Source organism: Streptomyces sp. NPDC050528 (assembly GCF_044457795.1).
In the GTDB taxonomy this organism is placed as follows: Bacteria; Actinomycetota; Actinomycetes; order Streptomycetales; family Streptomycetaceae; genus Streptomyces.
Genome location: NZ_JBITHH010000011.1, coordinates 26113 through 49548, shown reverse-complemented (window position 1 = coordinate 49548; position 23436 = coordinate 26113). Strand labels below are relative to the sequence as shown.

At 70.7% G+C, this 23436-nt stretch carries 25 protein-coding genes; 9 read left to right on the top strand and 16 right to left on the bottom strand.

Annotated elements, in window-relative coordinates:
- Nucleotides 1-26 precede the first annotated feature (26 nt).
- Complete coding sequence (locus ACIBK4_RS33650; RefSeq protein WP_399000886.1) at nucleotides 27-1328, bottom strand: ABC transporter substrate-binding protein; 1302 nt, start codon at nucleotides 1326-1328, stop codon at nucleotides 27-29.
- On the bottom strand, nucleotides 1297-1854 hold the full coding sequence (locus tag ACIBK4_RS33645) for a hypothetical protein (RefSeq protein WP_399000884.1): 558 nt from the start codon (nucleotides 1852-1854) through the stop codon (nucleotides 1297-1299). Before ACIBK4_RS33645 ends, ACIBK4_RS33650 begins: the two co-directional genes overlap by 32 nt.
- 122 nt (nucleotides 1855-1976) lie before the next feature.
- On the opposite strand from ACIBK4_RS33645, the gene ACIBK4_RS33640 reads away from it, so the two are divergent.
- The 3 genes from ACIBK4_RS33640 to ACIBK4_RS33630 are packed head-to-tail and all read left to right on the top strand — an operon-like array spanning nucleotide 1977 to nucleotide 6234.
- On the top strand, nucleotides 1977-2453 hold the full coding sequence (locus ACIBK4_RS33640) for a hypothetical protein (protein ID WP_399000882.1): 477 nt from the start codon (nucleotides 1977-1979) through the stop codon (nucleotides 2451-2453).
- An 8-nt stretch (nucleotides 2454-2461) separates the two neighbouring features.
- On the top strand, nucleotides 2462-5602 hold the full coding sequence (locus tag ACIBK4_RS33635; protein WP_399000879.1) for a branched-chain amino acid ABC transporter permease/ATP-binding protein: 3141 nt from the start codon (nucleotides 2462-2464) through the stop codon (nucleotides 5600-5602).
- Nucleotides 5599-6234, top strand: coding sequence for an ATP-binding cassette domain-containing protein (locus ACIBK4_RS33630; protein WP_399000877.1), 636 nt, complete (start codon nucleotides 5599-5601; stop codon nucleotides 6232-6234). Before ACIBK4_RS33635 ends, ACIBK4_RS33630 begins: the two co-directional genes overlap by 4 nt.
- A gap of 106 nt (nucleotides 6235-6340) precedes the next feature.
- On the opposite strand, the gene ACIBK4_RS33625 is transcribed toward ACIBK4_RS33630, so the two are convergent.
- Nucleotides 6341-7063, bottom strand: a complete 723-nt coding sequence (locus ACIBK4_RS33625; protein WP_399000875.1) for a transglycosylase family protein — start codon at nucleotides 7061-7063, stop codon at nucleotides 6341-6343.
- Between the two features lie 504 nt (nucleotides 7064-7567).
- Here ACIBK4_RS33625 and ACIBK4_RS33620 point away from each other — a divergent pair.
- Both ACIBK4_RS33620 and ACIBK4_RS33615 read left to right on the top strand, forming a co-directional pair.
- Nucleotides 7568-8356 carry a hypothetical protein gene (locus ACIBK4_RS33620; RefSeq protein WP_399000873.1) on the top strand — a complete coding sequence of 263 codons (789 nt, stop codon included), beginning with the start codon at nucleotides 7568-7570 and terminating at the stop codon, nucleotides 8354-8356.
- 37 nt (nucleotides 8357-8393) lie between these two features.
- Nucleotides 8394-8813, top strand: a complete 420-nt coding sequence (locus ACIBK4_RS33615) for a hypothetical protein (RefSeq protein WP_399000871.1) — start codon at nucleotides 8394-8396, stop codon at nucleotides 8811-8813.
- Between the two features lie 94 nt (nucleotides 8814-8907).
- On the opposite strand, the gene der is transcribed toward ACIBK4_RS33615, so the two are convergent.
- The 6 genes from der to ACIBK4_RS33585 form a co-directional block, all read right to left on the bottom strand.
- Nucleotides 8908-10383 carry a ribosome biogenesis GTPase Der gene (der, locus tag ACIBK4_RS33610; protein WP_399001477.1) on the bottom strand — a complete coding sequence of 492 codons (1476 nt, stop codon included), beginning with the start codon at nucleotides 10381-10383 and terminating at the stop codon, nucleotides 8908-8910.
- Between the two features lie 75 nt (nucleotides 10384-10458).
- Nucleotides 10459-11142, bottom strand: coding sequence for a lysophospholipid acyltransferase family protein (locus ACIBK4_RS33605; RefSeq protein WP_399000869.1), 684 nt, complete (start codon nucleotides 11140-11142; stop codon nucleotides 10459-10461).
- Nucleotides 11100-11795, bottom strand: a complete 696-nt coding sequence (gene cmk / locus ACIBK4_RS33600) for a (d)CMP kinase (RefSeq protein ID WP_399000867.1) — start codon at nucleotides 11793-11795, stop codon at nucleotides 11100-11102. Before cmk ends, ACIBK4_RS33605 begins: the two co-directional genes overlap by 43 nt.
- Before the next feature lie 286 nt (nucleotides 11796-12081).
- Entirely contained in the window at nucleotides 12082-13167 is a 1086-nt protein-coding gene (locus tag ACIBK4_RS33595) for a prephenate dehydrogenase (RefSeq protein ID WP_399000864.1), read from the bottom strand.
- Nucleotides 13164-13532, bottom strand: coding sequence for a chorismate mutase (gene aroH / locus ACIBK4_RS33590; RefSeq protein ID WP_399000862.1), 369 nt, complete (start codon nucleotides 13530-13532; stop codon nucleotides 13164-13166). The genes ACIBK4_RS33595 and aroH overlap by 4 nt, the downstream gene beginning before the upstream one ends.
- A gap of 91 nt (nucleotides 13533-13623) precedes the next feature.
- Complete coding sequence (locus ACIBK4_RS33585) at nucleotides 13624-14049, bottom strand: YidB family protein (protein WP_399000860.1); 426 nt, start codon at nucleotides 14047-14049, stop codon at nucleotides 13624-13626.
- 177 nt (nucleotides 14050-14226) lie between these two features.
- On the opposite strand from ACIBK4_RS33585, the gene ACIBK4_RS33580 reads away from it, so the two are divergent.
- The 4 genes from ACIBK4_RS33580 to ACIBK4_RS33565 are packed head-to-tail and all read left to right on the top strand — an operon-like array spanning nucleotide 14227 to nucleotide 16680.
- Entirely contained in the window at nucleotides 14227-14895 is a 669-nt protein-coding gene (locus tag ACIBK4_RS33580; protein WP_399000858.1) for a hypothetical protein, read from the top strand.
- A 27-nt stretch (nucleotides 14896-14922) separates the two neighbouring features.
- On the top strand, nucleotides 14923-15507 hold the full coding sequence (locus ACIBK4_RS33575; protein WP_399000855.1) for a DUF6529 family protein: 585 nt from the start codon (nucleotides 14923-14925) through the stop codon (nucleotides 15505-15507).
- Nucleotides 15508-15552: 45 nt separating this feature from the next.
- A complete protein-coding gene (locus tag ACIBK4_RS33570; protein ID WP_399000853.1) occupies nucleotides 15553-15966 on the top strand; it encodes a Rieske (2Fe-2S) protein in 414 nt (137 codons plus the stop codon).
- A 21-nt stretch (nucleotides 15967-15987) separates the two neighbouring features.
- Complete coding sequence (locus tag ACIBK4_RS33565; RefSeq protein WP_399000851.1) at nucleotides 15988-16680, top strand: DNA polymerase beta superfamily protein; 693 nt, start codon at nucleotides 15988-15990, stop codon at nucleotides 16678-16680.
- Nucleotides 16681-16729: 49 nt separating this feature from the next.
- On the opposite strand, the gene ACIBK4_RS33560 is transcribed toward ACIBK4_RS33565, so the two are convergent.
- From ACIBK4_RS33560 to ACIBK4_RS33530, 7 genes are all read right to left on the bottom strand, one after another.
- Complete coding sequence (locus ACIBK4_RS33560) at nucleotides 16730-17752, bottom strand: ADP-ribosylglycohydrolase family protein (protein WP_399000849.1); 1023 nt, start codon at nucleotides 17750-17752, stop codon at nucleotides 16730-16732.
- Nucleotides 17749-18477, bottom strand: a complete 729-nt coding sequence (locus ACIBK4_RS33555) for an NUDIX hydrolase (protein WP_399000847.1) — start codon at nucleotides 18475-18477, stop codon at nucleotides 17749-17751. Before ACIBK4_RS33555 ends, ACIBK4_RS33560 begins: the two co-directional genes overlap by 4 nt.
- A 153-nt stretch (nucleotides 18478-18630) precedes the next feature.
- A complete protein-coding gene (locus ACIBK4_RS33550) occupies nucleotides 18631-19815 on the bottom strand; it encodes a pseudouridine synthase (RefSeq protein WP_033286241.1) in 1185 nt (394 codons plus the stop codon).
- A complete protein-coding gene (gene scpB, locus ACIBK4_RS33545) occupies nucleotides 19815-20471 on the bottom strand; it encodes an SMC-Scp complex subunit ScpB (protein WP_019074925.1) in 657 nt (218 codons plus the stop codon). Before scpB ends, ACIBK4_RS33550 begins: the two co-directional genes overlap by 1 nt.
- Nucleotides 20468-21472 carry a segregation and condensation protein A gene (locus tag ACIBK4_RS33540; protein WP_399000844.1) on the bottom strand — a complete coding sequence of 335 codons (1005 nt, stop codon included), beginning with the start codon at nucleotides 21470-21472 and terminating at the stop codon, nucleotides 20468-20470. The genes scpB and ACIBK4_RS33540 overlap by 4 nt, the downstream gene beginning before the upstream one ends.
- Nucleotides 21473-21490: 18 nt before the next feature.
- Complete coding sequence (locus tag ACIBK4_RS33535) at nucleotides 21491-22039, bottom strand: hypothetical protein (protein WP_399000841.1); 549 nt, start codon at nucleotides 22037-22039, stop codon at nucleotides 21491-21493.
- Nucleotides 22024-23160, bottom strand: a complete 1137-nt coding sequence (locus tag ACIBK4_RS33530; protein ID WP_078532803.1) for a ParA family protein — start codon at nucleotides 23158-23160, stop codon at nucleotides 22024-22026. The genes ACIBK4_RS33535 and ACIBK4_RS33530 overlap by 16 nt, the downstream gene beginning before the upstream one ends.
- Between the last annotated feature and the right edge of the window lie 276 nt (nucleotides 23161-23436).

The following is a 23436-nucleotide window of genomic DNA, read 5'->3' as shown; positions in this document are numbered from 1 at the left end:
GTCCGGGTCAGAGGCGGCGGCCCGCGTCAAGGGCTGTACGGCAGCTGCGGCACCTCGAAACACGTGCGGTTCATGTCCCCCTGCGGGACCCACCCCTTGCCGTCCCGCCAGCGGGCCACCGACAGACACGTCCTGCGCGTCTTCGGCGGTTCGGCAAGCCGCTCGAAAGAGACGGGAACCAACAGCCCGTCGGCGGTGTAGTTCTCGCTCCGGTTCATGACCCCGTCGACGCACGCGCGCGTGACGCCCGTCTTCGTCCTCGCACACGACCTCGCCGCGTCCGTGAACCACATCGCCGCCGCCCACCCCTCCAACTGCCACTGGGAGTGCGTCTTCAGCCCCTTCGTCGCGTCCCTGAAGTCCCGTACGGCCGCCTGCGAGGTGTCGTCGAAGTCGCGGCTGGACCCGGTCGCCCACAGGGCGTTGCGGCAGCGCGGGGCGTTCTTGTAGTCCTCGGGGACGGTCGACGTCCAGTTCTGTACGTTCGTCACCTTGGCGATGACCTTCGCGCCGACCTGGTCCATCGCCTCGCACAGCTGGGCGTTCCCGTGTGTGTCGATGGCGTCGAAGACGAGGTCGGCGCCCTGCTGCTTCAAGTCCGCCGCCACGGCACGGAAGTTGGGCAGCGCGAAGTCGACCTGCTCGGCGACGACCTTGTACCCCTCGGCCTTCAAACCCCGCTCGACGAGCCGGGCGTAGGCGGCGGACGCGGCCTGGTTGTACGACACGACGGCAGCGGTACGGGCGCCCTGCTCGCGCTTGAAGTACCGGTAGACCTCCGTGCCGCCGTACAACTGCCCGCCCCAGCCCGGTGTCCCGGTGCGGGGCGCGAGGCTGCCGTAGATGCCGTACAGGTGCGGGTACGTGTCGTAGGCGGACCCGATGGGCTGGCCGCCGATGTCGGGCACGCGCGCGTGGGAGACGCGGGAGGCGCCCGCATAGTCGAGGGCGGTGGTGGCGACGAGGGCCACGACCTTGTCCTCGTCGATCAGTTGGTGCACGCACGCGTTGTTGCCGACCCCGCTGCCGCCGTCGTCGCACAGGCGCACCTCGACCGGGTGCCCGTCGATGCCCCCGCGCGCGTCGAGGCGGTCGAAGTACGCCTTGGCGCCGTCGCGGGGGCCGGTGAAGGTGTCGCCGCCGACCGGGCTGGTCGCGCTGGTGATGATGCCGACCCGGATCGGCGTGCCGCTACTCGGCGCGGGCGTACGGGAGTTGCCGTGCTCGAAGTCGCTCTCCGGGAGGCGGCTGCCGCAGGCCGCGCTCCCCAGGAGCAGCAGCACCGCGGCAACCGCCTCAGCAGCCCGCCCCGGGCGACTGCGAGGCATCGCCGCTCAACGCCACCAGCGCGCACAGGGTGTTGACGGACACCTTCCAGGTGCCGCCCTGTTGGACGGTCGTCCCGGAGGCGTTCGGGAGGGCGGTGGCGCCGTTCAGGGTGAGGCTGTAGGTCACGGTCGCCTGGGTCGCCGAGGTGAACTCGACCTTCTGGACGACTGCTTGGACCTGGCCGCCGCGTTTGTCGCCGCTGAAGGCCTTGAGGACCGGGCCCATCTTGTCGCCGTTCTCCAGGACGGCCTGTTTGTCCGCGCTGGAGCTGGCCGGGTCGAAGAACTTCTTCCAGTTGGCCTTGATCTGGGTCGTCGCGGCGGCCGGGTCGGCGGGCGCGGTCGCCGGTGCGCTCGTCGACTGCTCGACGGACGGTGTGGGCGGCGAGGCGCTGTCGCTCCCGCCGCCGCTGTCGTCGCTGCAGGCCGCGAGCGCCGGGCCGAGCACAAGGACCATGGCCGCCGTAACTACCGTGCCCCGCAACCGCCTTGTGTTCCTTCGCCTGAGGTCGCTCCCGAGAACCATGTGGCTCACCGCCGGGTGTCGTTCCGGGCCGTGCTCGCCCGGTGTTTTCAGGTCAGGTGTCAGAAGGCATAGTGCAAGCCATTGGCTGGCATGGACAGACACATGACATGTGGGAGCCGGAAATGCGGACAGCCCGACTGCGGACCGTGCACCCCGCCCTGTGGGCCGGCTGGGCCGCGCTCGCCGCGGGCGCGGTCCTGTGCGTACTCGGCTGGTACGGCATCTCCGGCGAGCGCTACGCGGAACGCCAACTCCCCTACCTGGCCTCCTGCACGATCCCCGGCGCCGCGCTGATCGTCGCCGCCGCCGTCCTGCTCACCCACGGCCGCTCCGCCCTCGCCACCGCCCGCGTGGAGGAGCTGTACGGCCTTCTCGTGGCCGCCGAACCCGCCGACGCCGAGGAGTCCGCACGGGCCGCCGCGGCGCCCGTGGCGGTCAGCGGGGACCTGCTGATGGTGCCGGGCGGCACGCTCTGGCATCGCGCGGACTGCCCGTTGGTCGCCGGGAAGCCGGAAGCGGTGCCGGTGGACGCGAAGCTCGTGGCGAACGGCGAGTTGAGTCCCTGCCCGATCTGCGAGCCCGCCGAAGCCGACGACTGAAGCCCCTGATGTCCACCTTCACCTACGACCTCACCCTCGCCGGCCTCTCCGTCGGCAGCGCCGCCGCGCTCACCGGAATCGGCCTGATCGTGACGTACCGCGCGACCGGCGTCCTCAACTTCGCGCACGGCGCGATCGCGATGGTGTGCGCGTACGTGCTGCGGCAGTGCGTGGTCGGGTGGGGCTGGCCGCTGTGGCTGGGCGCGGTGGTGACCCTGCTCTTCCTGGCGCCGGGCATCGGGGTGGCCCTGGAACGGTTCGTCTTCCGGCCGTTGGCGGTCCTCGGCGGCGATCCGGCGCAGACGCTGGTCGCGTCCATCGGGGTGTTCGTGCTGCTGGTCGGCGGGGCCGCGTTGGTGTGGGGCCAGGGGGTGCGGGACGACGCGCCGGAGCTTGTATCGGCCGATCCCTGGGGGCAGTTGGCGGTGGTGCTCGTACTGGCCACCGGAGTTGGGGCGGTGATTCGGTGGACGCGGTTCGGACGGGAGCTGCGGGCCGTCGTGGACGACCGCCAACTCGCGGTGCTGGGTGGGGTGGACGCGGACCGGGTGGCTTCGGCGGGCTGGGCCTTCGGGTCTTTCACGGCGGGCCTGACAGGCGTGCTCCTCGCGCCGTCCGTGCGCCTGGACCCGTACGGTCTGCCGCTGCTCGTCATGGAGGTGGTGGCGGTCGCGGTGGCCGCACGGATGCGGAGTCTGCCGGTCGCCGTGGTGGTGGCACTGGGGATCGGCATCGGGCAGAGCCAGTTGACGCGGCTCCATCTGCCGGGCTGGGAGGGCGAGTTGTCGCAGGCGGCCGGAGCGAACCTGTTCGTGGTCGCCCTGCTGGTCGCGGCGCTGGTCCTGCCCGGTGTCGGCTCCGGGGACGCCCTCCCGCGTACGGCGACGGCACGCGTCGCGACGCCTCCCGGCGCCTGGATCGTGGCCGGGGTGCTGTTTCTCCTCCCCCTCGGCTTCGCGGGCTCGGACCTGCACACCTCGGTCCAAGTCCCGGCGCTGGGCGTGGTGTTGCTGTCGCTGGTGGTGGTCACCGGACGCGGCGGCCAACTCTCCCTGGGGCAGGCGGCGTACGCGGGCCTGGGTGCCCTGTTCACGGCGCTGCTGGCGGCGGGCCGCTTCCCGCTCCTCCCCCGCCTCCCCGAACTGGCCGCGCTGGCAACGGCGATGGTCCTGGTCGCTCCCCTGGGCCTGGTGACCGGCTGGCCCGCGATCGGCCGCCACGGCCTTGCCCTCGCCCTCGCGACCTTCGCGGTCGGCGTCGGGGTCAGCCGCTTCGTCTTCGCCCAGCCGTACGCCACGTCGGGACTGTCGCTGGCCCGCCCGTCCGGCTTCGACGGCGACCGCGCCTACTACGTCCTCGAACTCGCCCTCCTGGCAGGCGCGTTGCTGGCGGTCCACGCCCTGCGCCGGGGCCGCACGGGCCGCGCCCTCGCCGCCCTGCGCGACCACGAACAGGGCGCGTCGGCATCGGGCGTCCAGGTCCCGACCCTGAAACTCCTGGCCTTCGTCGCGGGCGCCGCCCTGGCCGCCCTGGGCGGCGGCATGCTCGGCATGGGCGTCCGCGCCTTCGACCCCTCGGCCTACGACCCCGTCCGTGGGCTGCTGTGGTTCGCCGCGGTCGTCGTCCTGGGCGCCGACAGCACACTGGGCGCGCTGGCTGCCGCGGCCTTGTTGGTCGGGCTGGACGCGGGGGCGCGGGGCGGGGTGGCGGCGGCGCTGGTCGGGGTGTTGGCGGTGTGCGTGGGGCGTTTCCCTGGCGGGCCGTACGAGGCGCTGCGGGCGGCGGTGGGGCGGCTGCGGCCTCAACGGAGGGTGCGGCTCACGGCGTTGGGGGTGGGGGTACGGCGGAAGCTGCGGGTGGGGGGTGTGCCGGTGCCGGCGGTACGTGCGGTACCGGTGGGCTCAACGGTGGCTGTGCGGGCGGGGGTTGTGCGCCAGGCGGGGTACGACGGCGGGCGAGCGTCTGGGGCCCGGGGTCTGCGGGGACGCTTCCCCGGATCGGGGCAGCGGGGCGAATCCGGAGCAATTGCACCTGCCCACAAGGACGTTGCGCGCTCAGCCAAGTCCGATGCCGGACCGGGGCACGCCACCGAACCCGGGAAGCGGGGCCAAGCGAGCACAACAGCACCCAACCACAAGGATGTTGCGCAAGCGGCCGAGCACGCTGCCGGGCGGGAAGACGCCGCCAATCCCCGGCAACGGAGCGACACGAGCACAACACCCGCCGATCACACAGACGTTGCACGCCCACCCCAGCACGACATCGAGCCGAAACACGCCACCGATCCCGGGCAGCAGCGCGACCCGGCGGAACCACCAGCCCGGGACCCCGCGCCCACCACACCACCCACCGAAATCGCGCCCCCGCCCGAGCCCGAAGCCCCACCGAAGCCAACGCCAACACCCCCGCCGACCCCGCTCCTCCCCCGCCCACGCACCACCCCACCCCTCCTCACCGCCCATGCCCTGCACGCCCGTTACGGCGGCTTCGCCGCGCTCGGCGGGGTCGATCTCGTCGTGCGGGCCGGGCAGGTCACCGCTGTGGTCGGGCCCAACGGGGCCGGAAAAAGTACCCTGTTCCACTGTCTGGCCGGGACCGTGCGGCCTGCGCGAGGGCAGGTCAGGCTCGGTGGAAGGAACATCACCAGGCTGGCCGCGCACGCGCGCACCCGGCTCGGGATCGCCCGGACCTTTCAACAGCTCGCCGTGTTCCCCTCGTTGACCGTCGCCGAGAACGTCCGCGTCGGCGCCGAGCAGGGCCGGGTCGTCGAACCCGGCTCCGTGGAGCGGGCGTTGCGGCTGTTCGGGCTCGACGGGGACGTACGGTCGCTGCCCGCCGCCGACCTGCCCACCGGGACCCTGCGCCGGGTGGAGCTGGCGCGGGCGTTCGCCGGGAGTCCGCGCGTACTGCTGCTCGACGAGCCCGCCGCCGGACTCGACACCGCCGAAGTGGCCGCCCTGACCCTGGTGTTGAGGGCGCTGGCCGCTGAAGGCATCGCCCTGCTCGTCGTCGAGCACGACCTCGATCTGGTCGCCGACCTCGCCGACCTGGTCCATGTGATGGCCGCGGGCCGCATCATCTCCTCCGGGCCGCCCGGCCACGTCCTCGACACCCCCGTCGGCCCCGTCACCCGCGAGGCACCCGCATGACCATCGCCCTGCGCGACGCCCGCGTCCGCTACGGCCCCCTCGAAGCCCTGCACGGCGTCACCCTCGCCGCCCCGCCCCGTGGGCTCACCGTCCTGCTGGGCCGCAACGGCTCGGGCCGTACGACCGTGCTGCGCGCCCTCGCCGGTACGGTCGCGCTGTCGGGCGGCGCGGTGGTGTGGGACGGCGCCGAGGTGACCCGTATGCCCGCGTACGAACGGGCCCGCCGGGGACTGTGTCTGGTGCCGGAGCGGCGGGCCGTGTTCGGGTCGCTCACCGTGCACGAGAACCTCGAACTCGCCTCGCGGGACTACTCCGTTGCCCTCGACGCGTACCCGCAGCTGGGCCCGCTGCTCCCCCGCCGGGCCGGCACCCTCTCCGGCGGCGAGCAGCGGATGCTCGCGCTCTCCCGGGCCCTGCTGGCACGCGCGCGTGTGGTGCTCGTGGACGAACCGGCGCAGGGCATGTCACCCGCGGTCGCGGCGCACACGTACGAACTGCTGGGCGGGCTGGACGCGTGCGTGGTCGTCGCCGAGCAGCGACTGCCGTCCGTGCTGCGCGGCCGGGCGGCGATCGTGTACGAACTGCGGCGCGGGACCGTCGAGTTCAGCGGCGAGGCGGCCGAACTGACGTAACGGGCACGCCCCCGCCCGGTCGGAGGACGGGGCGGGGGCGGAGCGATGGCGGCTCGGCTCGGAGGTCGTTCGTCTCAAAGACCGGCCACCTCAAAGGCCGTTCGGCTCAGAGGTCGAGCTGCTGGCCGGGGACGATCAGATCGGGGTCGGCGCCGATGACGGACTTGTTGGCGGCGTAGACCTTCCGCCAAGTGGTGCCGTGCTGGGCGGCGATGGCGCTCAGTGTGTCGCCCTGGCGGACGGTGTAGTCGCCGCGGGACGTGCCGCGCGAGGCGTTGTTCGTCCCGCGAGCCGGCGTCTCCGCGGGCTTCGACGGGGTCGCCTTCTTGGTCGACTGCTTCTTCGTCGACCCGGTCGCCGACTCGGACTTGGATCCGGTGGACGACTTCTTCGTCGACTTCTCGCTCACCGTGCCGGAGGAGGTCCCGGGTGCGCTGCCGCTCGCTCCGGCCCGTGCCGAGCAGACCGGCCAGGCACCCCAGCCCTGGGCGTGCTGGACCTTGGTGGCCACGGCGATCTGCGCGGACCTGGAGGCCTGGTCCGCGGTGGCCGCGTAGGCCGAACCGCCGTAGGCGCGCCAGGTTCCGGCGGAGAACTGGAGTCCTCCGTAGTAGCCGTTGCCGGTGTTGATGTGCCAGTTGCCGCCGCTCTCGCACTGGGCGATGCGGTCCCATACCCCGCTGTCGGCCGCCGCGGCGTTGCCGCTTGCGGCCAGCAGTCCGAGGGGGGCGAGCAGGGCCGCCCCGGCGAGGACCGCCGTCGTACGCGCTTGACCCTTGTGCTGGGTCTTAGGAGCGTTCTCGCGAGTGGTATCGGCACATTCGGACATGTAGTTCCCTCTCCAACAACCCGGGGTCCCCCAAGGCGGTTCGCGGCTCCCACGCATCGACGTGGTCCTCGCGCTCCTCCCCGTCCGTCGGAAGTCGTGCTGTTTGCTGGCTTGTTCGGCCGACGGACGTGTCCCGAGCGGTGCTCGCTGCACACAGCCGAGGAATGTACGGAGGCGGGCGAGCCCATGTCGACCAACTCCCCGTCTCCGCAGGCCAGTTCACTGTTACCGCGGGTATCGGCATTTTTCGGCCACTCGTTAAATTCATCTATTTCATGATTTCTCGACCAGTTGCCGACAAACGCTGTGACCCGGTTCACGCGACCAACTCCCTTGACCTTTCGCAGAGTTGACAAGGAGTGTCCGATTCCGTACCGACCGTGACCGTCCGCGTCGGTTGGTTCGATTCGGTTCGCCCTGGAGCGTGACTCCCGCCACAGATCCTCCGTTGTCTTCTTCATGAGCCCGGGACCCACCGGGCACCGCATTCCGAGGGAGCCACCCGTGCCGCGCATGCTCGACGTCAGCGACGACGTACGCGCCGAGATCGGCGACGAAGAAGCCGACCGGCTGCTCGCCGGAGACAACGCCCCGGGCAGTTACGACTGCACGTCGTGCCGCACCCAGGGCGACTCCGATCAGGAGCGCACCAGCACCGTCCTGTTCATCGGCGACGAGACCGCCGTCCTCGCCTTCGCCCACGCCACCTGCCTGCCCTCCCAGATCGTCCAGGTCACCGAGGAACAGCTGCAGGGCGCCGTCCGCTCCATCAGCGGCAACACGCACGCCCCGGTCGGCGCACCGGAGAAGTCCGTACCCGAGCAGGCCGTGCTCGGGGTGACCAGCGGACTCGTGCTGATCTCAGGGGAGTTGCACCCCGCCCTGGTCGTCGAGCCGACCGCGCCCATCGTGCGGCCCGGCTCGACCGACACCGGGGACGACTTCCTGCCGCTGCTGATCGAGCAGGGCTTCATGCCGCTCAGCGAGATCACCACCGTGCCGCCCGTGCTGCACGGCTGGTCGGTGCTGCTCGCCGCGGGCCAGCTGCACGCGGTGCTGCAGCCGAACAGCAACGGCGGTTCCCCGGTGGCCTGGTGGCAGGCGCACCAGCCGCTCCAGGTCACCGACAGCTGGCGGGCCGCCGCCAACAAGCACCAGCAGGTGCTGATGTTCGCGGCACCGGTCGGCTCGATCGGCCGCCAGCCCCGCGAGGACCTGCTGCGCAGCGCGCTCGACAAGGCCGCGGCCAACGGCAAGCTGGTCGGCTCCGCGCTCCCGCTCGCGGGCACCTGAACCGCATCCCTTCAGGTCACGCGTCGTTTGGACATACGTGCACGCATACGACGTACCCCGCAGCCGGCCCTACCCGCCGATCCCGTCCTCGCGATCGGCACAGGACAGCCCCGGCGGTCCCTCGGCCACGCCGATCTACGACCGGCTCTACTCGGAGTGGGTCAAGACCTTCCGCTCGCTGCCGGGTGACCGCAGCGGCGAGGAGGAGCTGGGCTTCACCGCCTTCGGGCACAGCCCGCACAGCACGGGCTCGTTCAGCGGCGGTTCGTTCGGCGGGGGTTCACTCGGCGGGGGTTCGTACAGCGCGTACAGCGCGGGGGCCTACAGCGCCCGGCAGCAGTCGCAGTGGCAGCGCGTCGGGCAGCTCGGCCAACTCGGCCAGCAGCAACAGCACGGCCACACCGGGATGCACCACATCCCGGCGGCCCTGCCCCCCGGCCCACGCCGAGGCATCTGACGCGGCACGCACGCACACGAAGAGGGCGGCCCCTGTGGAGACAGGGGCCGCCCTCTTCGTCGTAGAACAACCATGAACAGCCGTACGGCTGCGGCTACTTCTTCTTGCCGCGCTTCTCGCGGACGCGGACCGAGATGTGGATCGGGGTGCCGTCGAAGCTGAACTCCTCGCGGAGGCGGCGCTCGATGAAGCGGCGGTAGCCGGCCTCGATGAAGCCGGAGGCGAAGAGGACGAAGCGCGGGGGCTTGGTGCCGGCCTGGGTGCCGAAGAGGATACGGGGCTGCTTGCCGCCGCGGACCGGGTGCGGGTGGGCGGCGACCAACTCGCCCAGGAACGCGTTCAGTCGGCCCGTCGGGACGCGGGTCTCCCAGCCGGCCAGCGCGGTCTCGATGCCCGGGACCAGCTTCTCCATGTGACGGCCGGTGCGCGCCGAGACGTTCACCCGGGGCGCCCACGCGACCTGGGCGAGCTCGGTCTCGATCTCGCGCTCCAGGTAGTAACGGCGCTCCTCGTCGAGGGTGTCCCACTTGTTGAAGGCCAGGACGATCGCGCGGCCCGCCTCGACGGCCATCGTGACGATGCGCTGGTCCTGCACCGAGATGGACTCGGAGGCGTCGATCAGGATGACCGCGACCTCCGCCTTCTCGACGGCGGCGGCGGTGCGCAGCGAGGCGTAGTAGTCGGCGCCCTGCTGGAGGTGGACGCGCTTGCGGATGCCCGCCGTGTCGACGAACTTCCAGGTGATACCGCCGAGTTCGATCAGTTCGTCGACCGGGTCACGGGTCGTCCCCGCGATCTCGTTGACGACGACGCGCTCCTCGCCGGCCACCCGGTTCAGCAGCGAGGACTTGCCGACGTTCGGCCGCCCGATGAGCGCGATCCGGCGGGGCCCGCCGACGGCGGTGCCGAAGGTCTGCTCGGGCGCCTCCGGGAGCGCCTCCAGGACGGCGTCCAGCATGTCGCCGGTACCGCGCCCGTGCAGCGCGGAGACGGGGTGCGGCTCACCGAGCCCCAGGGACCACAGATAGGAGGCGTCGGACTCACCGCTGAGACCGTCGACCTTGTTGGCGGCCAGCACGACGGGCTTGCCGGCCTTGCGCAGCAGCCGTACGACCGCCTCGTCGGTGTCGGTGGCGCCGACCTTGGCGTCGACGACGAAGACGACGGCGTCGGCGGCCTCGATCGCGTACTCGGCCTGCGCGGCCACAGAGGCGTCGATCCCGAGGACGTCCTGCTCCCACCCACCGGTGTCGACGACCTTGAACCGCCGCCCGGCCCACTCGGCCTCATAGGTCACACGGTCACGCGTGACACCGGGCTTGTCTTCTACGACGGCTTCGCGCCGCCCGATGATGCGGTTGACGAGAGTCGACTTGCCGACATTCGGCCGGCCGACGACGGCGAGGACGGGCAGCGGCCCGTGTCCCGCCTCGTCGATGGCGCCCTCGACGTCCTCGATGTCGAAGCCCTCTACGGCGGCGAGCTCCATGAACTCCGCGTACTCGGCGTCGCCGAGAGCCCCGTGCTCGTGCTCCGCGCCGGAGCCGTCGGGCTGGATCTGGTCGTTCATGAAGATCGGTACCTCGTTCATCGTGGTGATCGGTGGAGCCCCCGGATTTCGGGTGATCCACTACTCAAGTGTCTCTTAGCGCCCGGTGAGGCGCCTGGCGTCGTCCAGGTGGGCGGCCAACTGCTTCTGAATGCGCTCGGTCGCCTCGTCCAGTGCCTTGCGCGTACGGCGGCCGGAACCGTCGCCCGCGTCGAACGGGTCGCCGAAGACGACGTCGACGCGGGAGCGCAGCGGGGGCAGCGCCTTTATCAGCCGTCCGCTCTTCTCGGCGCTGCCCAGCACGGCGACCGGCACGATCGGGGCGCCGCTGCGGACGGCGAAGTAGGCGAGCCCGGCGCGCAGCGCGGCGAAGTCGCCCTCCCCGCGACTGCCCTCGGGAAAGATCCCGAGAACTCCGCCGTCCTTCAGCACACCGAGCGCGCTGGTGACGGCGGTACGGTCGGCGGTGGACCGGTCCACTTCCACCTGGCCGACGGCACGCATGAAGGGCCCGAGCGGACCAACAAACGCTTCCTTCTTAACAAGGAAGTGCGAAGCGCGGGGCGCCACACCGATGACCATAGGCCCGTCGATGTTGTGCGAATGATTGACGGCGAGGATCACCGGACCGGTGGCGGGAACCTTCCAGGAACCCAGCACACGCGGCTTCCACAGCCCGTACATCAGGCCGACGCCGATGCGCCGCCCGATCTCGGCGCCGCGCTGTGAAGGTGCGGTCACTTGGCGGCCCGCTTCTCCTCGACGAGGGTGACGACGCACTCGATGACCTGCTGGAGCGTGAGGTCGGAGGTGTCCACCTCGACCGCGTCGTCCGCCTTCGCGAGCGGCGAGGTCTTGCGCGAGGAGTCGGCCGCGTCGCGCTTCAGCAGCGCCTCGCGGGTGGCCTGTACGTCGGCGCCCTTCAGCTCACCGCTGCGCCGGGCGGCACGCGCCTCCGGGGAAGCGGTGAGAAAGACCTTCAGATCGGCGTCGGGCAGCACGGTCGTACCGATGTCCCGCCCCTCGACGACAATGCCGTGCTCCGCGCCGGCGGCCAACGACCGCTGCAACGCGGTGATCTTCGCCCGCACCTCGGGCACTGCGCTCACCGCACTGACCTTGGAGGTGACCTCCTGGGTCCGGATCGGCCCGGCCACGTCCACGCCGTCGACGCTGATCGTCGGGTTCGCGGGGTCGGTGCCGGAGACGATCTCCGCCTTGTCGGCCACGGCGGCGATGGCGGTCGGGTCGGTGAGGTCGATCCCGTTGTTCACCATCCACCAGGTGATCGCCCGGTACTGCGCACCGGTGTCCAGGTAGCTCAGCCCGAGCTGCGCGGCCACCGCCTTCGACGTGCTCGACTTGCCCGTGCCGGAGGGGCCGTCAATGGCGACAATCACTGCCGGGGCGGTCCGGGCGGCGCCGTTTTCCACGGGAGGACACCTTCCTGGTGCGGGGTGGTGAGCGGGGTGGGGGTACGAGTGCACCCCGGACAAGGTTACTGGGTTCACGTCACTCGTCCGGCCGCGCCTGTGGACAACGGTCCGGGGAGATCGGCGTGGCGGTTCGGAGGGGCGCCTTCAGCCCGCTCCGGCGCCTCTCAATACAGGCCCACACTATTCAGCCCGTCCGGCGTTTGAGGACGAGGCCCCTTCAGGGCCGATCGGGGGTCTGGGGGCGGAGCCCCCAGAAGACGCCCGCCCCCACACACCGCACCACCTACTGCCGGATCGCCCAGCCCCGTTCCCGCAACGCCGCAGTCAGCACCGGCGCAGCCTTCGGCTCCACCCACAACTGAATGAGCCCCGCCTGCTGCCCGGTCGCGTGCTCGATGCGAACGTCCTCGATATTGACCCCCGCCATCCCCGCGTCCGCGAAGATCCGAGCCAACTGCCCCGGCTGGTCGTCAATGAGCACAGCCACAGCCTCGTAGGCCCGAGGCGCGGACCCATGCTTGCCGGGTACCCGGACCTGCCCGGCGTTCCCCCGCCGCAACACATCCTCGATACCGGCGGCGCCCTCGTGCCGCTTGCCGTCGTCCGCGGACTGCAACGCCCGCAACGCCCGCACCGTCTCCTCCAGATCCCCGGCGACATCGCTGAGCAGATCGGCAACGGGCCCCGGGTTCGCGGAAAGAATGTCGATCCACATCCGGGGATCGGACGCGGCGATCCGGGTCACATCCCGAATCCCCTGCCCACACAGCCGTACGGCGGCTTCCTCGGCGTTCTCCAACCGCGCGGCCACCATGCTGGACACCAGATGAGGCATATGGGAGACCAGCGCCACAGCCCGGTCGTGCGCATCGGCATCCATGACGACCGGCACCGCACGGCAGTGCGAGACCAGCTCAAGGGCGAGGTTCAGCACCTCGGTGTCCGTGTCACGCGTAGGCGTCAGTACCCAGGGACGCCCCTCGAAAAGATCACCCGTCGCAGCCAACGGCCCGGACTTCTCACGCCCGGACATGGGATGCGACCCGATGTACGACGACAGGTCAAGGCCCAGCGCCTCCAACTCCCGCCGCGGACCGCCCTTCACGCTGGCTACGTCGAGGTACCCCCGGGCCACCCCCCGCCGCATCGCATCGGCCAGCACCCCGGCCACCAACGCGGGCGGCGCCGCAACGATCGCGAGGTCGACGGGCCCGTCCGGCGCCTCGTCCGTACCGGCGCCGAGCGCGGCCGCCGTACGGGCCTGCTCGGGATCGTGGTCGGCGAGGTGCACGACGACGCCACGCGAGGCGAGCGCGAGCGCGGCGGACGTACCGATGAGCCCGGTGCCGATGACGAGCGCGGTCCTCACTGCGCGATGTCCTTGCGCAGGGCGGCCGCCGCACCGAGGTACACGTGCGTGATCTCGGCCCGGGACCTGTCGGACTCGATGTGCGCCAGGACGCGGACCACGCGGGGCATCGCACCCGCGATGTCGAGTTCCTGCGCGCAGATCAACGGCACGTCCGCGAAGTCGCTGCCGAGCTTGCGCGCCGCGGCCGCCGGGAAGTCGCTGTGCAGATCGGGCGTCGCCGTGAACCAGACGCTGATCAGATCGTCGGCGGTGAGGCCGTTCCGCTCCAGGACGGCGGTGAGCAGCGCTCCGACCTGCTCGTCCATGTGGCCGGCCTCGTCCCTGTCCAGTTGGACGGCGCCCCGGACCGCTCGTACCGCCACGGCTCTGCTCCTCGCTGATGTACGGCTCTTGGTACATCCAGCCTAGTCAGCCCGTCCGGTACGGGTGCGCGGCGCCCGCCCAGCGAGACGCTCACAGGGACTGTTGCCGGACCAGTTCCTCCAGCGAGGCGGCCTGCGGTACCTGCCCCTCCGGGGTGAGCTTGTCGACCGCCTGGGGCAGCGTCCGCGCGAGGTCGCTCGCGGCCTGCTCCGGGGTGACGCCGGCCTGGTCGGCGACCTTCTGCAGGGTCTCGTCGGGCAGCGCCTGCTGGATCTGGGCCCCGGTGACGGACTGGTTCTGCCCGGTGCCGACCCAGGAGTCCTTCTGCGCGGCCAGCCCGGACTTGGTGAGCATGTCGAGAAGACCGCCCAGCGGATTGCTCCCGTTGCCGGTGCCGCCCTGACTCCCGCCGAGAGCGGAGAGCAGCGCGCCCAGGACGTTGCCGCCCCCGGAACCGCTCTTGCCCCCTGCCCCCAGAAGACCGCCGAGCAGACTGCCGAGATCGTTGCCCGCCATGGCTCGCACCTTTCGAGAGCGGCCGGCCACTGGTCGGGGCCCGGCCTCGAACCCTGCCAATGTCACCCGAATCGCCCCATTCCGCTACTTGGGGTGAGATCATCCCGGTATGCCTCTTTACCCACAGCCCCGAGTCCGCTCTCATGGGCTGGAAGCACGCCTCGGGGGAGGGCCACAGTGAAGCGTCCTGGACCATTGCTCACACTTCTGGCGGGTCTGGTGTTGGGCCTGTTCATGCTGACGCTCAACGCGACGTCCGGGACGAAGTCCGCGTCGTCCTCGTACAGCGAGGCATCGCCGTCGGTCTCCACCAAACCGAAACCGACCGTCACCCCCACCCCCACACCCACCCCCAGCCCGACCCCGTCGAAGCCCCCCGTGGCGAACGCCAACTACGCGGGCCGCACCGACGACGACGCCGCCTCGGTCGCCGTGTCCGTCCGGAACGGCAAGGCGGTCGCCTACTTCTGCGACGGCCGCTACAAGGAGGCCTGGCTCAGGGGCCGCGTCAACAACAACGGCGGTATGAAGCTCACCGCCCCGAACGGCGCCGTACTCGACGGCAGGATCGAGCAGGGCAAGAAGATCACCGGCACCGTCAAGGACGAGGGCCGGCCGTACACGTTCACCGCCGCCAAGGCCGTCAAGCCGTCCGGGCTGTGGCGCGCGACCGCCAAGGTGCGCGGCGCCAAGATCGACGGCGGCTGGATCGTGCTGCCGAACGGCCGCCAGACCGGCATCGTCACCCGCGACGGCAAGGCCACCTCCGCACCCCGCATCGACCCGGAGACCGGCGCGGTCACGGTCGACGGACAGCAGCTCACGGCCCAGCCCGTCACCCCCTGACCCACCGTCCGCCTCAGGGAGCCGATCATGACCGTCGACCCGAACGCCGCCACCCAGGCCTACCCCCCGCGCCCACCCGCACGCCCCCACGACAGCCCCGCCCGCTACCTGGTCCCGGCCCTGGTGGCCGCCGCCGTGGCCGTCGGCCTCGGTGTCTACGGCAAGGTCCACGACCCGGCGGGCACCGCCTTCAACCTCGCCGGCTTCAGCAGCACGGGCGCGGTGAAGACCTGGCTCGCGACCACGGCGTTCTTCTTCGCCCTCGTCCAGGTCGTCTCGGCCTTCATGGTCTACGGCAAACTGCCCGGCCCGAGTTGGTCGGCGACGCTGCACCGCTGGTCGGGGCGGATCGCGTTCCTGGTGGCGGTGCCGGTCGCCGTGCACTGCCTCTACGCGTTCGGGTACCAGACGTACTCGACACGCGTGATGTGGCATTCCCTCCTGGGGTGCGCGTTCTTCGGGGCCTTCAGTGCCAAGATGCTGCTGCTCCGCTCGGAACGCCTGCCCGGCTGGCTGCTGCCGCTCGTCGGCGGACTGGTCTTCACCCTCCTCACGCTGATCTGGCTGACATCCGCCCTCTGGTTCTTCCGCACCGTCGGAGTGACGACATGACCACCGTCGCAGTGACCACATGACGACCACCTTCGGAGTGACCACATGACCGACAGCTCGACGCGCCGCACGGTCCTCGCGACGGGTGCGGCCGCCGCGCTCACCGCCGGCTGCAGCAAGTACGGCGACAGCAACAACTCCTCGGGCTCGTCGTCCGTGAAGGCCACCGGCGGCCAGGAACTGGCGAAGACGTCCGAGATCCCCGTCGGCGGCGGCAAGATCTTCAAGGACCAGAAGATCGTGGTGACCCAGCCGAAGAAGGACGAGTTCAAGGCCTTCTCGGCGATCTGCACCCACCAGGGCTGCACGGTGGGCACCGTCGCGAACGGCACCATCGACTGCCCGTGCCACGGCAGCAAGTACCGCGTCGCGGACGGTTCCGTGGAAGCGGGACCGGCACCGAAGCCGCTGCCCGCCGAGCAGATCAAGGTGGAGGGAAATTCGATCCGCCTGGCGTGAGTTGCCACGTACGCTCCCGGAATGCAGCCCGAGTTCCTGGTCCGCGACCACACGATCTACGCCTGCGTGATGGGTTCACGCGCCTTCGGCCTGGCGACGGACGGCAGCGACACGGACCGCCGGGGCGTGTTCGTGGCCCCCACTCCCCTCTTCTGGCGCTTCGAGAAGCCGCCGACGCACGTCGAGGGCCCGGCGGAGGAGCAGTTCAGCTGGGAACTGGAGCGCTTCTGCGAACTGGCCCTGCGCGCCAACCCCAACATCCTGGAGTGCCTCCACTCGCCCCTCGTCGAGCACGTCGACGCCACGGGCCGTGAACTCCTCGCCCTGCGCGACGCGTTCCTCTCCCGCCAGGTCCACGAGACGTTCACGCGCTACGCGTTGGGCCAGCGCAAGAAGCTGGAAGTCGACATCCGCACGCACGGCGCCCCCCGCTGGAAACACGCGATGCACCTCCTCCGCCTCCTCACCAGCGCCCGCGACCTGCTCCGCACGGGCACCCTGACCATCGACGTCGGAGACCAGCGCGCCCCGCTCCTCGCGGTGAAACGCGGCGAAGTCCCCTGGCCCGAGGTCGAGTTGTGGATGACCCGTCTGGCCACGGAGACGGACGAGGCGGCGACCCGCACCCCACTCCCGACGGAACCGGACCGGCGCCGCGTGGAGGACTTCCTGATCCGGGTCCGCCGCGCGTCCACCGACGTCCTAACGGGGTGACGCCACCGGAAGCCCCGCGTCGAGACGCGAGATACGCCACCGCCGCACGTCAAGCATCCCAAAGCCCCCCGAGCTCCAACAGCTCCCCCCGATACTCGATCCGCCCCGCCCACTCCCCCGGCCACGCGTCCACCCCCAGATGCGCCCCCGCGAACGCCCCCGCAAGACAGGCGATCGAGTCCGAGTCACCGGACGTACAGGCCGCGCGCCGCAACGCGGTCACCGGCTCCTCCACGAAGAGCAGGAAGCACAACAGCCCGGTGGCCAGGGCCTCTTCGGCGATCCAGCCCGCGCCGGTGGCCAGGCACGGGTCGGTCTCCGGGGAGACGGTCCGTACCGCGTCCTCAAGTCGTCCCAGCACTTCCAGGCACTCGTCCCAGCCCCGCTCGATGAAGTGCTCGGGCGTCGGGTCCTGACTCCGCGTCCACAGGTCGCCGAGCCAACGGTGGTGGTACCGGGTCCGGTTCTCGACGGCGTACGACCGCAACAGCCCGACCAGCCCGGTCGGTTCGGCGCCCTGCGCGAGCAGTCGTACGGCATGCGCGGTGAGGTCGGACGCGGCGAGGGCCGTGGGGTGGCCGTGGGTCAGCGCGGACTGCAACTGGGCGGCGCCGGAACGCTGTTCGTCGTCCAACCCAGGGACGAGTCCGATCGGCGCGACCCGCATGTTGGCCCCACAGCCCTTCGAGCCGATCTGGCTGGCGTCCTGCCACACCCGCCCCTCGTCCTTCAGCAGGTTGCAGGCGACGAGGCACGTCCGGCCGGGGGCACGGTTGTTGTCCGGCGACTGGTACCAGTCCACGAACTCCTCACGCACCGGTCGTTCCATCCGCTTGGGCCCAAGCAGCCCTCGTTCCATGGCAGTTCGCAGCCCGCGCCCCAACGCCAGCGTCATCTGCGTGTCGTCGGTGACGATCGCGGGCTTCGGCAACTCCATCTCCCGCCAGGGACCGCACTTGGCAAGGATGCTGGGCACGTCGTTGAACTCGGTCGGAAAGCCCAGCGCGTCCCCGAGCGCGAGGCCGATCAACGCCCCAGTGGCAGCACCCTTGTTGACGGTGTTCGAGGTCATGCGGGGCTTCCTTCCCAGGTCGGCCGAAGCAGCGGTGGATACAGGGTGGTTGCGCTCCCGGCGCGATACAGCGCGGCCGGCTTCCCGCGCCCACCCGTCAACTTGGCGCCACCCGGCACCGGTTCGACGAACCCCGGCGTCGCGAGCACCTTGCGCCGGAAGTTGGGGCGGTCCAACTCCGCGCCCCACACGGTCTCGTAGACCTGTTGCAGCTCCCCGAGCGTGAACTCGGGCGCACAGAACGCGGTGGCGAGGGAGCTGTACTCCAGCTTGGCGCCCACCCGTTCGTGCGCGTCGGCCAGGATCCGGTCGTGGTCGAAGGCGAGCGGCCCGAGCGCGTCGTACGGCAGCCAGCGGGCCTGTGCCGCGTCGCTGCCCGCGTGCGGCTCGGGCGGATCGGGCAGCAGCGCGGCGAAGGCGACGGTGACCACCCGCATACGGGGGTCACGGTCGGGCTCGCTGTAGGTGCGCAGTTGCTCCAGATGCAGCCCGGAGACGTCCAACAGGCCGGTCTCCTCGGCGAGTTCACGCCGGGCGGCCGTCTCCGCGGACTCGTCCGGCGCCACGAAACCGCCGGGCAACGCCCAGTGCCCGGCGTACGGCTCCTGCCCGCGCTCGACGAGCAGCACATGCAGGGCGCCGGCGCGGATCGTGAGGACGGCCAGGTCGGCGGTGACGGCGAAAGGTTCGAAGGCGTACTTGTCGTAGCCCGGTGTTGTGGTCATGAGCAACCATCCCCCTTAATAGTCAGTGCGACTATAAAGAGGGGTCGCGGTCCGGCACAACCCCCGGCACCCGAGGAAAACGACGAAAACGAAACGGCCGGCCCCGGAGAATCCGGAACCGGCCGCACTCAACTCACGCTTCTGAAGACCGACTTACAGATCGACTTCCTGCATCAGCATGCCGACCTCGGTGTTCGACAGCCGTCGCAGCCAGCCCGACTTCTGGTCGCCCAGGGTGATCGGGCCGAAGGAGACCCGCACGAGCTTGTCGACCGGGAAGCCGGCCTCCGCGAGCATGCGGCGGACGATGTGCTTGCGGCCCTCGTGGAGGGTCACCTCGACCAGGTAGTTCTTGCCGGTCTGCTCGACGACACGGAAGTGGTCCGCTCGCGCGTACCCGTCCTCCAGCTGGATGCCGTCCTTGAGCTGCTTGCCCAGGTCGCGCGGGATCGGGCCCACGATGTGCGCGAGGTAGGTCTTCTTCACGCCGTACTTGGGGTGGGTCAGCCGGTGCGCCAGCTCGCCGTGGTTGGTGAGCAGGATCACACCCTCGGTCTCGGTGTCGAGCCGCCCGACGTGGAAAAGACGCGTCTCGCGGTTGGTGACGTAGTCGCCGAGGCACTGCCGGCCCTCGGGGTCCTCCATCGTCGCGACGACACCGGCCGGCTTGTTCAGCGAGAAGAACTGGTACGACTGCGTCGCGACCGTCAGCCCGTCGACCTTGATCTCGTCGTGCTCGGGGTCGACCCGCAGCCCCTGCTCGACGACGATCTCGCCGTTGACCTCGACGCGGGACTGCTCGATCAGCTCCTCGCAGGAGCGCCGGGAGCCGTAGCCCGCGCGCGCGAGGACCTTCTGGAGCCGCTCGCCCTCCTGCTCGGCGCCCGGGAAGGTCTTGGGCAGCTTCACGTCCTTCTTGCCCGCGTACCGCTCCCGGTTGCGCTCCTCGGCCCGCGCGTCGTACTCCCGCGAGGTCGCCGGCGCCCAGCGTCCGCGCCCGGTGCCCTGGCCCTGCTTGGGGCCGCCCTTGGCACCACCGCGCGCGGCGGCACCGCGCCCTGACTTGGGACCTTCGTGGGACCCCGTGGGGCCTACGTCGTAGCGCCGCTCTTCGGGACGCGGCTTTCCGGCGCGCTTCGGCTTGTCGTCGCGGCCTCCCGCGCCCCTCGGCTGGGAGCCGCCCCCACCGGCTCCCCGGGAGTTGCCCGCGCCGGAACCACGGCCGCCGCCGCCCCCGCCGGAACCCCGGGGGTTGCCGCCCCCGCCGGTCCCGCGGGGGTTGCCTCGCCCGCCGCTCCTACCGCCGCCACCACTGCTGCCACTGCCACTGCTTCGCATCAAAGTTCCGTCGTCGTCGTGTCGTCTGCATCTGCATCCGGTGCATCCGGATCGAACGACGGGACCCCTTCCAGCGTCTCCGCCTCGATCGCCTCGGCCTCAGGGAGGAAGGGCGCGAGCTCCGGGAGCTCGTCCAGGCCTCGCAGGCCCATCCGCTCCAGAAAGTAGTTCGTCGTCACGTACAGGATCGCACCTGTTTCGGGTTCCGTGCCCGCCTCCTCGACCAGACCCCGCTGCAGGAGGGTGCGCATCACACCGTCGCAGTTGACTCCGCGGACCATCGAGACCCTGCTGCGGCTGACCGGCTGGCGGTACGCGACGACCGCCAGGGTCTCCAGCGCCGCCTGGGTGAGCCGGGCCTGCTGCCCGTCCAGGACGAAGCCCTCGACGGCCGGCGCGTACTCGGGCCGGGAGTAGAACCGCCACCCGCCCGCGATCAGCCGCAGCTCGAAACCACGCCCCTGGACGGTGTACTCGTCGGCCAGCTCGCGCAACGCGTCCGCGATCCGCCGTTTGGGCCGCTGGAGTATTTTCGCGAGGTGTTCCACGGTCGCGGGCTCGTCCACGACCATCAGAACGGCCTCCAGGGCGGGCTTGAGGTCGAGCTCCGCGACGCCGGACGGGCTCGCCGGTACGCCCGTGGTCTCCTCGCTCACGCCGACTCCTCCTTGGTCTCCTTGGGCGGCTCGGGCGGCCGGTCGAACTCGTCCGTCACCACCGGCTCGCCTTCCCCCTCCCCACCGGTCCAGCGCACGATCAGATCACCGAGCGCGGTCTCCTGGTCCAGCGCGACGGCCTTCTCGCGATACAGCTCCAGCAGCGCCAGGAACCGCGCTACGACGGTGAGGGTGTCGTCGGTGTCCTCCACGAGCACGCTGAAGCTGGCCTCGCCGAGCTCCCGCAGCCGCGCGACCACGATCCCGGCCTGCTCCTGCACGCTGACGAGCGGCGCGTGGATGTGATCGACGTACACCTGCGGCTTGGGCTTGGCCTGCATCGCCTTGACGGCGAGCTTGGCGAAGCCTTCGGGCCCGATCCGGATGACCACCTCGGGCAGCAGCTCGGCGTGATGCGGTTCGAGCCCGACGGTCCGGGGGTAGCGCCGGGCTTCTTCGTCGAGCCGCCGGTTGAAGATGTCGGCGATCTGCTTGTACGCCCGGTACTGCAACAACCGCGCGAACAACAGGTCCCGGGCCTCCAGCAACGCCAGATCGGCCTCGTCCTCGACCTCCGCGGAGGGCAGCAACCGCGCCGCCTTCAGATCCAGCAGGGTCGCCGCGACGACCAGGAACTCAGTCGTCTGATCCAGATCCCAGTCGGGCCCCATCGCCCTGATGTGCGCCATGAACTCATCGGTGACCTTGGACAGCGCCACCTCGGTCACATCGAGCTTGTGCTTCGAGATCAGCTGGAGGAGGAGATCGAACGGCCCCTCGAAGTTGGCGAGCCGGACCTTGAAAACCCCGTCATCGGCTTCTTCAGCCGCTTCAGGCTCCGCGACAACCGCCACGGGCTCTTCTACGACCGCCTCGGGCACCGGCACCGGCTCCGCCACGGCGACCTGCGCCTCGGGCTCGGGAGCCGCACCCGGCCCCTTGCCCAGCGCACGCCGACGGCCGGCAGGGGCGCCGGATGCGGGAGCGTCGTTCGAGGTCATGGCCCCCGCAGGCTACCGCTACCGCCCGCGAAGCCGGCGGACGAGAATGCTCGCGTCCCCGCGGGACTCCAGATCGGCCAGGACGACGGCGACCGCCTCGCGCACGATCCGGCCGCGGTCGACCGCGAGGCCGTGCTCGCCCCGGAGCATCAGACGCGCGTGCTCCAGGTCGATGAGTTCCTCGGCGGAGACGTACACGGTGATCTTCTCGTCGTGCCGCTCGCGCCCGCTGGGGCGCCGCTGGGCCTGCGCCCGCTGACGCTGCTTCCGAGGCTGGGCAGAACCTTCCTGCGCCTCCTGACGGCGTCCTGAGCCGTCCGCGGACCGGCTGCGGGACTCGCCGCCGTCCGAGTCCGCCGCGACGTGCTCGGCGCCCTCTCCGTCACCGCCCTGGGCGGGTACGGACTGCGGGGCGTCCTCCCCGGCGGCGGGATCGCTCTCCCCCGCCGGAGCCGGTACCCGGGCCTCGCCGTTGGCCCGGCTCCTGGGGGTGGACGACTGAAGCGCCATCCCCCCTGTCGTACGGAACAGTTCGTCGGCCCCCGGCAGACTCACTCGGCGTGACACCGGGCGAGCACCTCCCTGGCGAGCTGGCGATAGGCGGCGGCACCGACGGAGTTGGAGGCGTACGTGGTGATCGGCTCACCGGCGACCGTGGTCTCCGGGAAGCGCACCGTGCGCCCGATGACCGTGTGGTAGACGTGATCGTCGAACGCCTCGACCACGCGGGCGAGGACCTCACGGCTGTGCACGGTGCGGGAGTCGTACATCGTGGCGAGGATCCCGTCGAGCTCCAACTCGGGGTTGAGGCGCTCCTGGACCTTCTCGATGGTCTCCGTCAGCAGCGCGACACCGCGCAGCGCGAAGAACTCGCATTCCAGCGGCACGATCACCTTGTGAGCCGCCGTCAGGGCGTTCACGGTGAGCAGGCCGAGGGAGGGCTGACAGTCGATCACGATGTAGTCGTAGTCGGCCATCAGCGGCTTCAACGCCCGCTGCAGTGTGGACTCGCGCGCGACCTCGCTCACCAACTGCACTTCGGCGGCCGACAAGTCGATGTTGCTGGGCAGCAAGTCCATGTTCGGGACAGCTGTCTTGAGCAGTACCTCGTCGGCCGACATGCCCCGCTCCATGAGCAGGTTGTAGACGGTGAGGTCCAACTCCATGGGATTGACGCCCAGTCCGACCGACAGCGCGCCCTGCGGGTCGAAGTCGACGAGCAGTACGCGTCGGCCGTACTCCGCGAGCGCGGCACCCAGGTTGATGGTCGACGTGGTCTTGCCGACGCCGCCCTTCTGGTTGCACATCGCGATGATCGTGGCGGGGCCGTGACTGGTCAGCGGACCCGGGATCGGGAAGTAGGGCAGCGGGCGTCCGGTCGGGCCCACGCGCTCGCGGCGCTGACGGGCAGCGTCGGGCGCGAGTGTGGCCGCGTACTCGGGATCGGGCTCGTACTCGGCGTCGGGGTCGTAGAAGTGCCCGTCGGGCAGTTCGTCGTAGTCGGCGAAATGGTTGTGGGGCGCGCCCCTTCCGTCGCCGGCCATGGCGTTCACGTGATGGCCATCCATGCTCTGGTGTGCTGGCTGAGTCACCCCTGGCTTGTGGTGACCCTGGTGGGCTGCGAAGGTTCGCACCGCAACGGAGCCGACAGCCTCGAACCCCGCGGGCTCCTGGCCCCTTGCAGGCATTCCTGGTTGACCACCCCCGGGAGAAAATGTCGACTCATTCACAAGTCGTCTTACCTCCTTGGTGACCAGGGAACTTCTCGATAGGTCAGCGTGGCACCATGCCGACGGTTGGCGACTCTATGGCGTGTCGGGTGTTCGCAGCAACACAATCCGCCGGACCCGGCCCGATGTGTCGGCAATGAAACATCCCTCTGTCAAGGGCGTACGGCAGTCGCACGGCAGGTTTCACCGGTGCACGAATCGGTTCAAGGGTTACGTTCGGCGCGAGTTGACCGA

Bases quoted from the DNA above. Each gene is read 5' to 3' on its own strand.
- ACIBK4_RS33570 (WP_399000853.1), top strand. From the start codon at position 15,553: ATGACCGACAGCTCGACGCGCCGCACGGTCCTCGCGACGGGTGCGGCC.
- ACIBK4_RS33550 (WP_033286241.1), bottom strand. From the start codon at position 19,815: ATGCGAAGCAGTGGCAGTGGCAGCAGTGGTGGCGGCGGTAGGAGCGGC.
- ACIBK4_RS33640 (WP_399000882.1), top strand. From the start codon at position 1,977: ATGCGGACAGCCCGACTGCGGACCGTGCACCCCGCCCTGTGGGCCGGC.
- ACIBK4_RS33645 (WP_399000884.1), bottom strand. From the start codon at position 1,854: ATGGTTCTCGGGAGCGACCTCAGGCGAAGGAACACAAGGCGGTTGCGG.
- ACIBK4_RS33540 (WP_399000844.1), bottom strand. From the start codon at position 21,472: ATGACCTCGAACGACGCTCCCGCATCCGGCGCCCCTGCCGGCCGTCGG.
- ACIBK4_RS33565 (WP_399000851.1), top strand. From the start codon at position 15,988: ATGCAGCCCGAGTTCCTGGTCCGCGACCACACGATCTACGCCTGCGTG.
- ACIBK4_RS33625 (WP_399000875.1), bottom strand. From the start codon at position 7,063: ATGTCCGAATGTGCCGATACCACTCGCGAGAACGCTCCTAAGACCCAG.
- ACIBK4_RS33635 (WP_399000879.1), top strand. From the start codon at position 2,462: ATGTCCACCTTCACCTACGACCTCACCCTCGCCGGCCTCTCCGTCGGC.
- ACIBK4_RS33630 (WP_399000877.1), top strand. From the start codon at position 5,599: ATGACCATCGCCCTGCGCGACGCCCGCGTCCGCTACGGCCCCCTCGAA.
- der (WP_399001477.1), bottom strand. From the start codon at position 10,383: ATGAACGACCAGATCCAGCCCGACGGCTCCGGCGCGGAGCACGAGCAC.
- ACIBK4_RS33530 (WP_078532803.1), bottom strand. From the start codon at position 23,160: ATGCCTGCAAGGGGCCAGGAGCCCGCGGGGTTCGAGGCTGTCGGCTCC.
- ACIBK4_RS33585 (WP_399000860.1), bottom strand. From the start codon at position 14,049: ATGGCGGGCAACGATCTCGGCAGTCTGCTCGGCGGTCTTCTGGGGGCA.
- ACIBK4_RS33555 (WP_399000847.1), bottom strand. From the start codon at position 18,477: ATGACCACAACACCGGGCTACGACAAGTACGCCTTCGAACCTTTCGCC.
- ACIBK4_RS33560 (WP_399000849.1), bottom strand. From the start codon at position 17,752: ATGACCTCGAACACCGTCAACAAGGGTGCTGCCACTGGGGCGTTGATC.
- ACIBK4_RS33575 (WP_399000855.1), top strand. From the start codon at position 14,923: ATGACCGTCGACCCGAACGCCGCCACCCAGGCCTACCCCCCGCGCCCA.
- ACIBK4_RS33650 (WP_399000886.1), bottom strand. From the start codon at position 1,328: ATGCCTCGCAGTCGCCCGGGGCGGGCTGCTGAGGCGGTTGCCGCGGTG.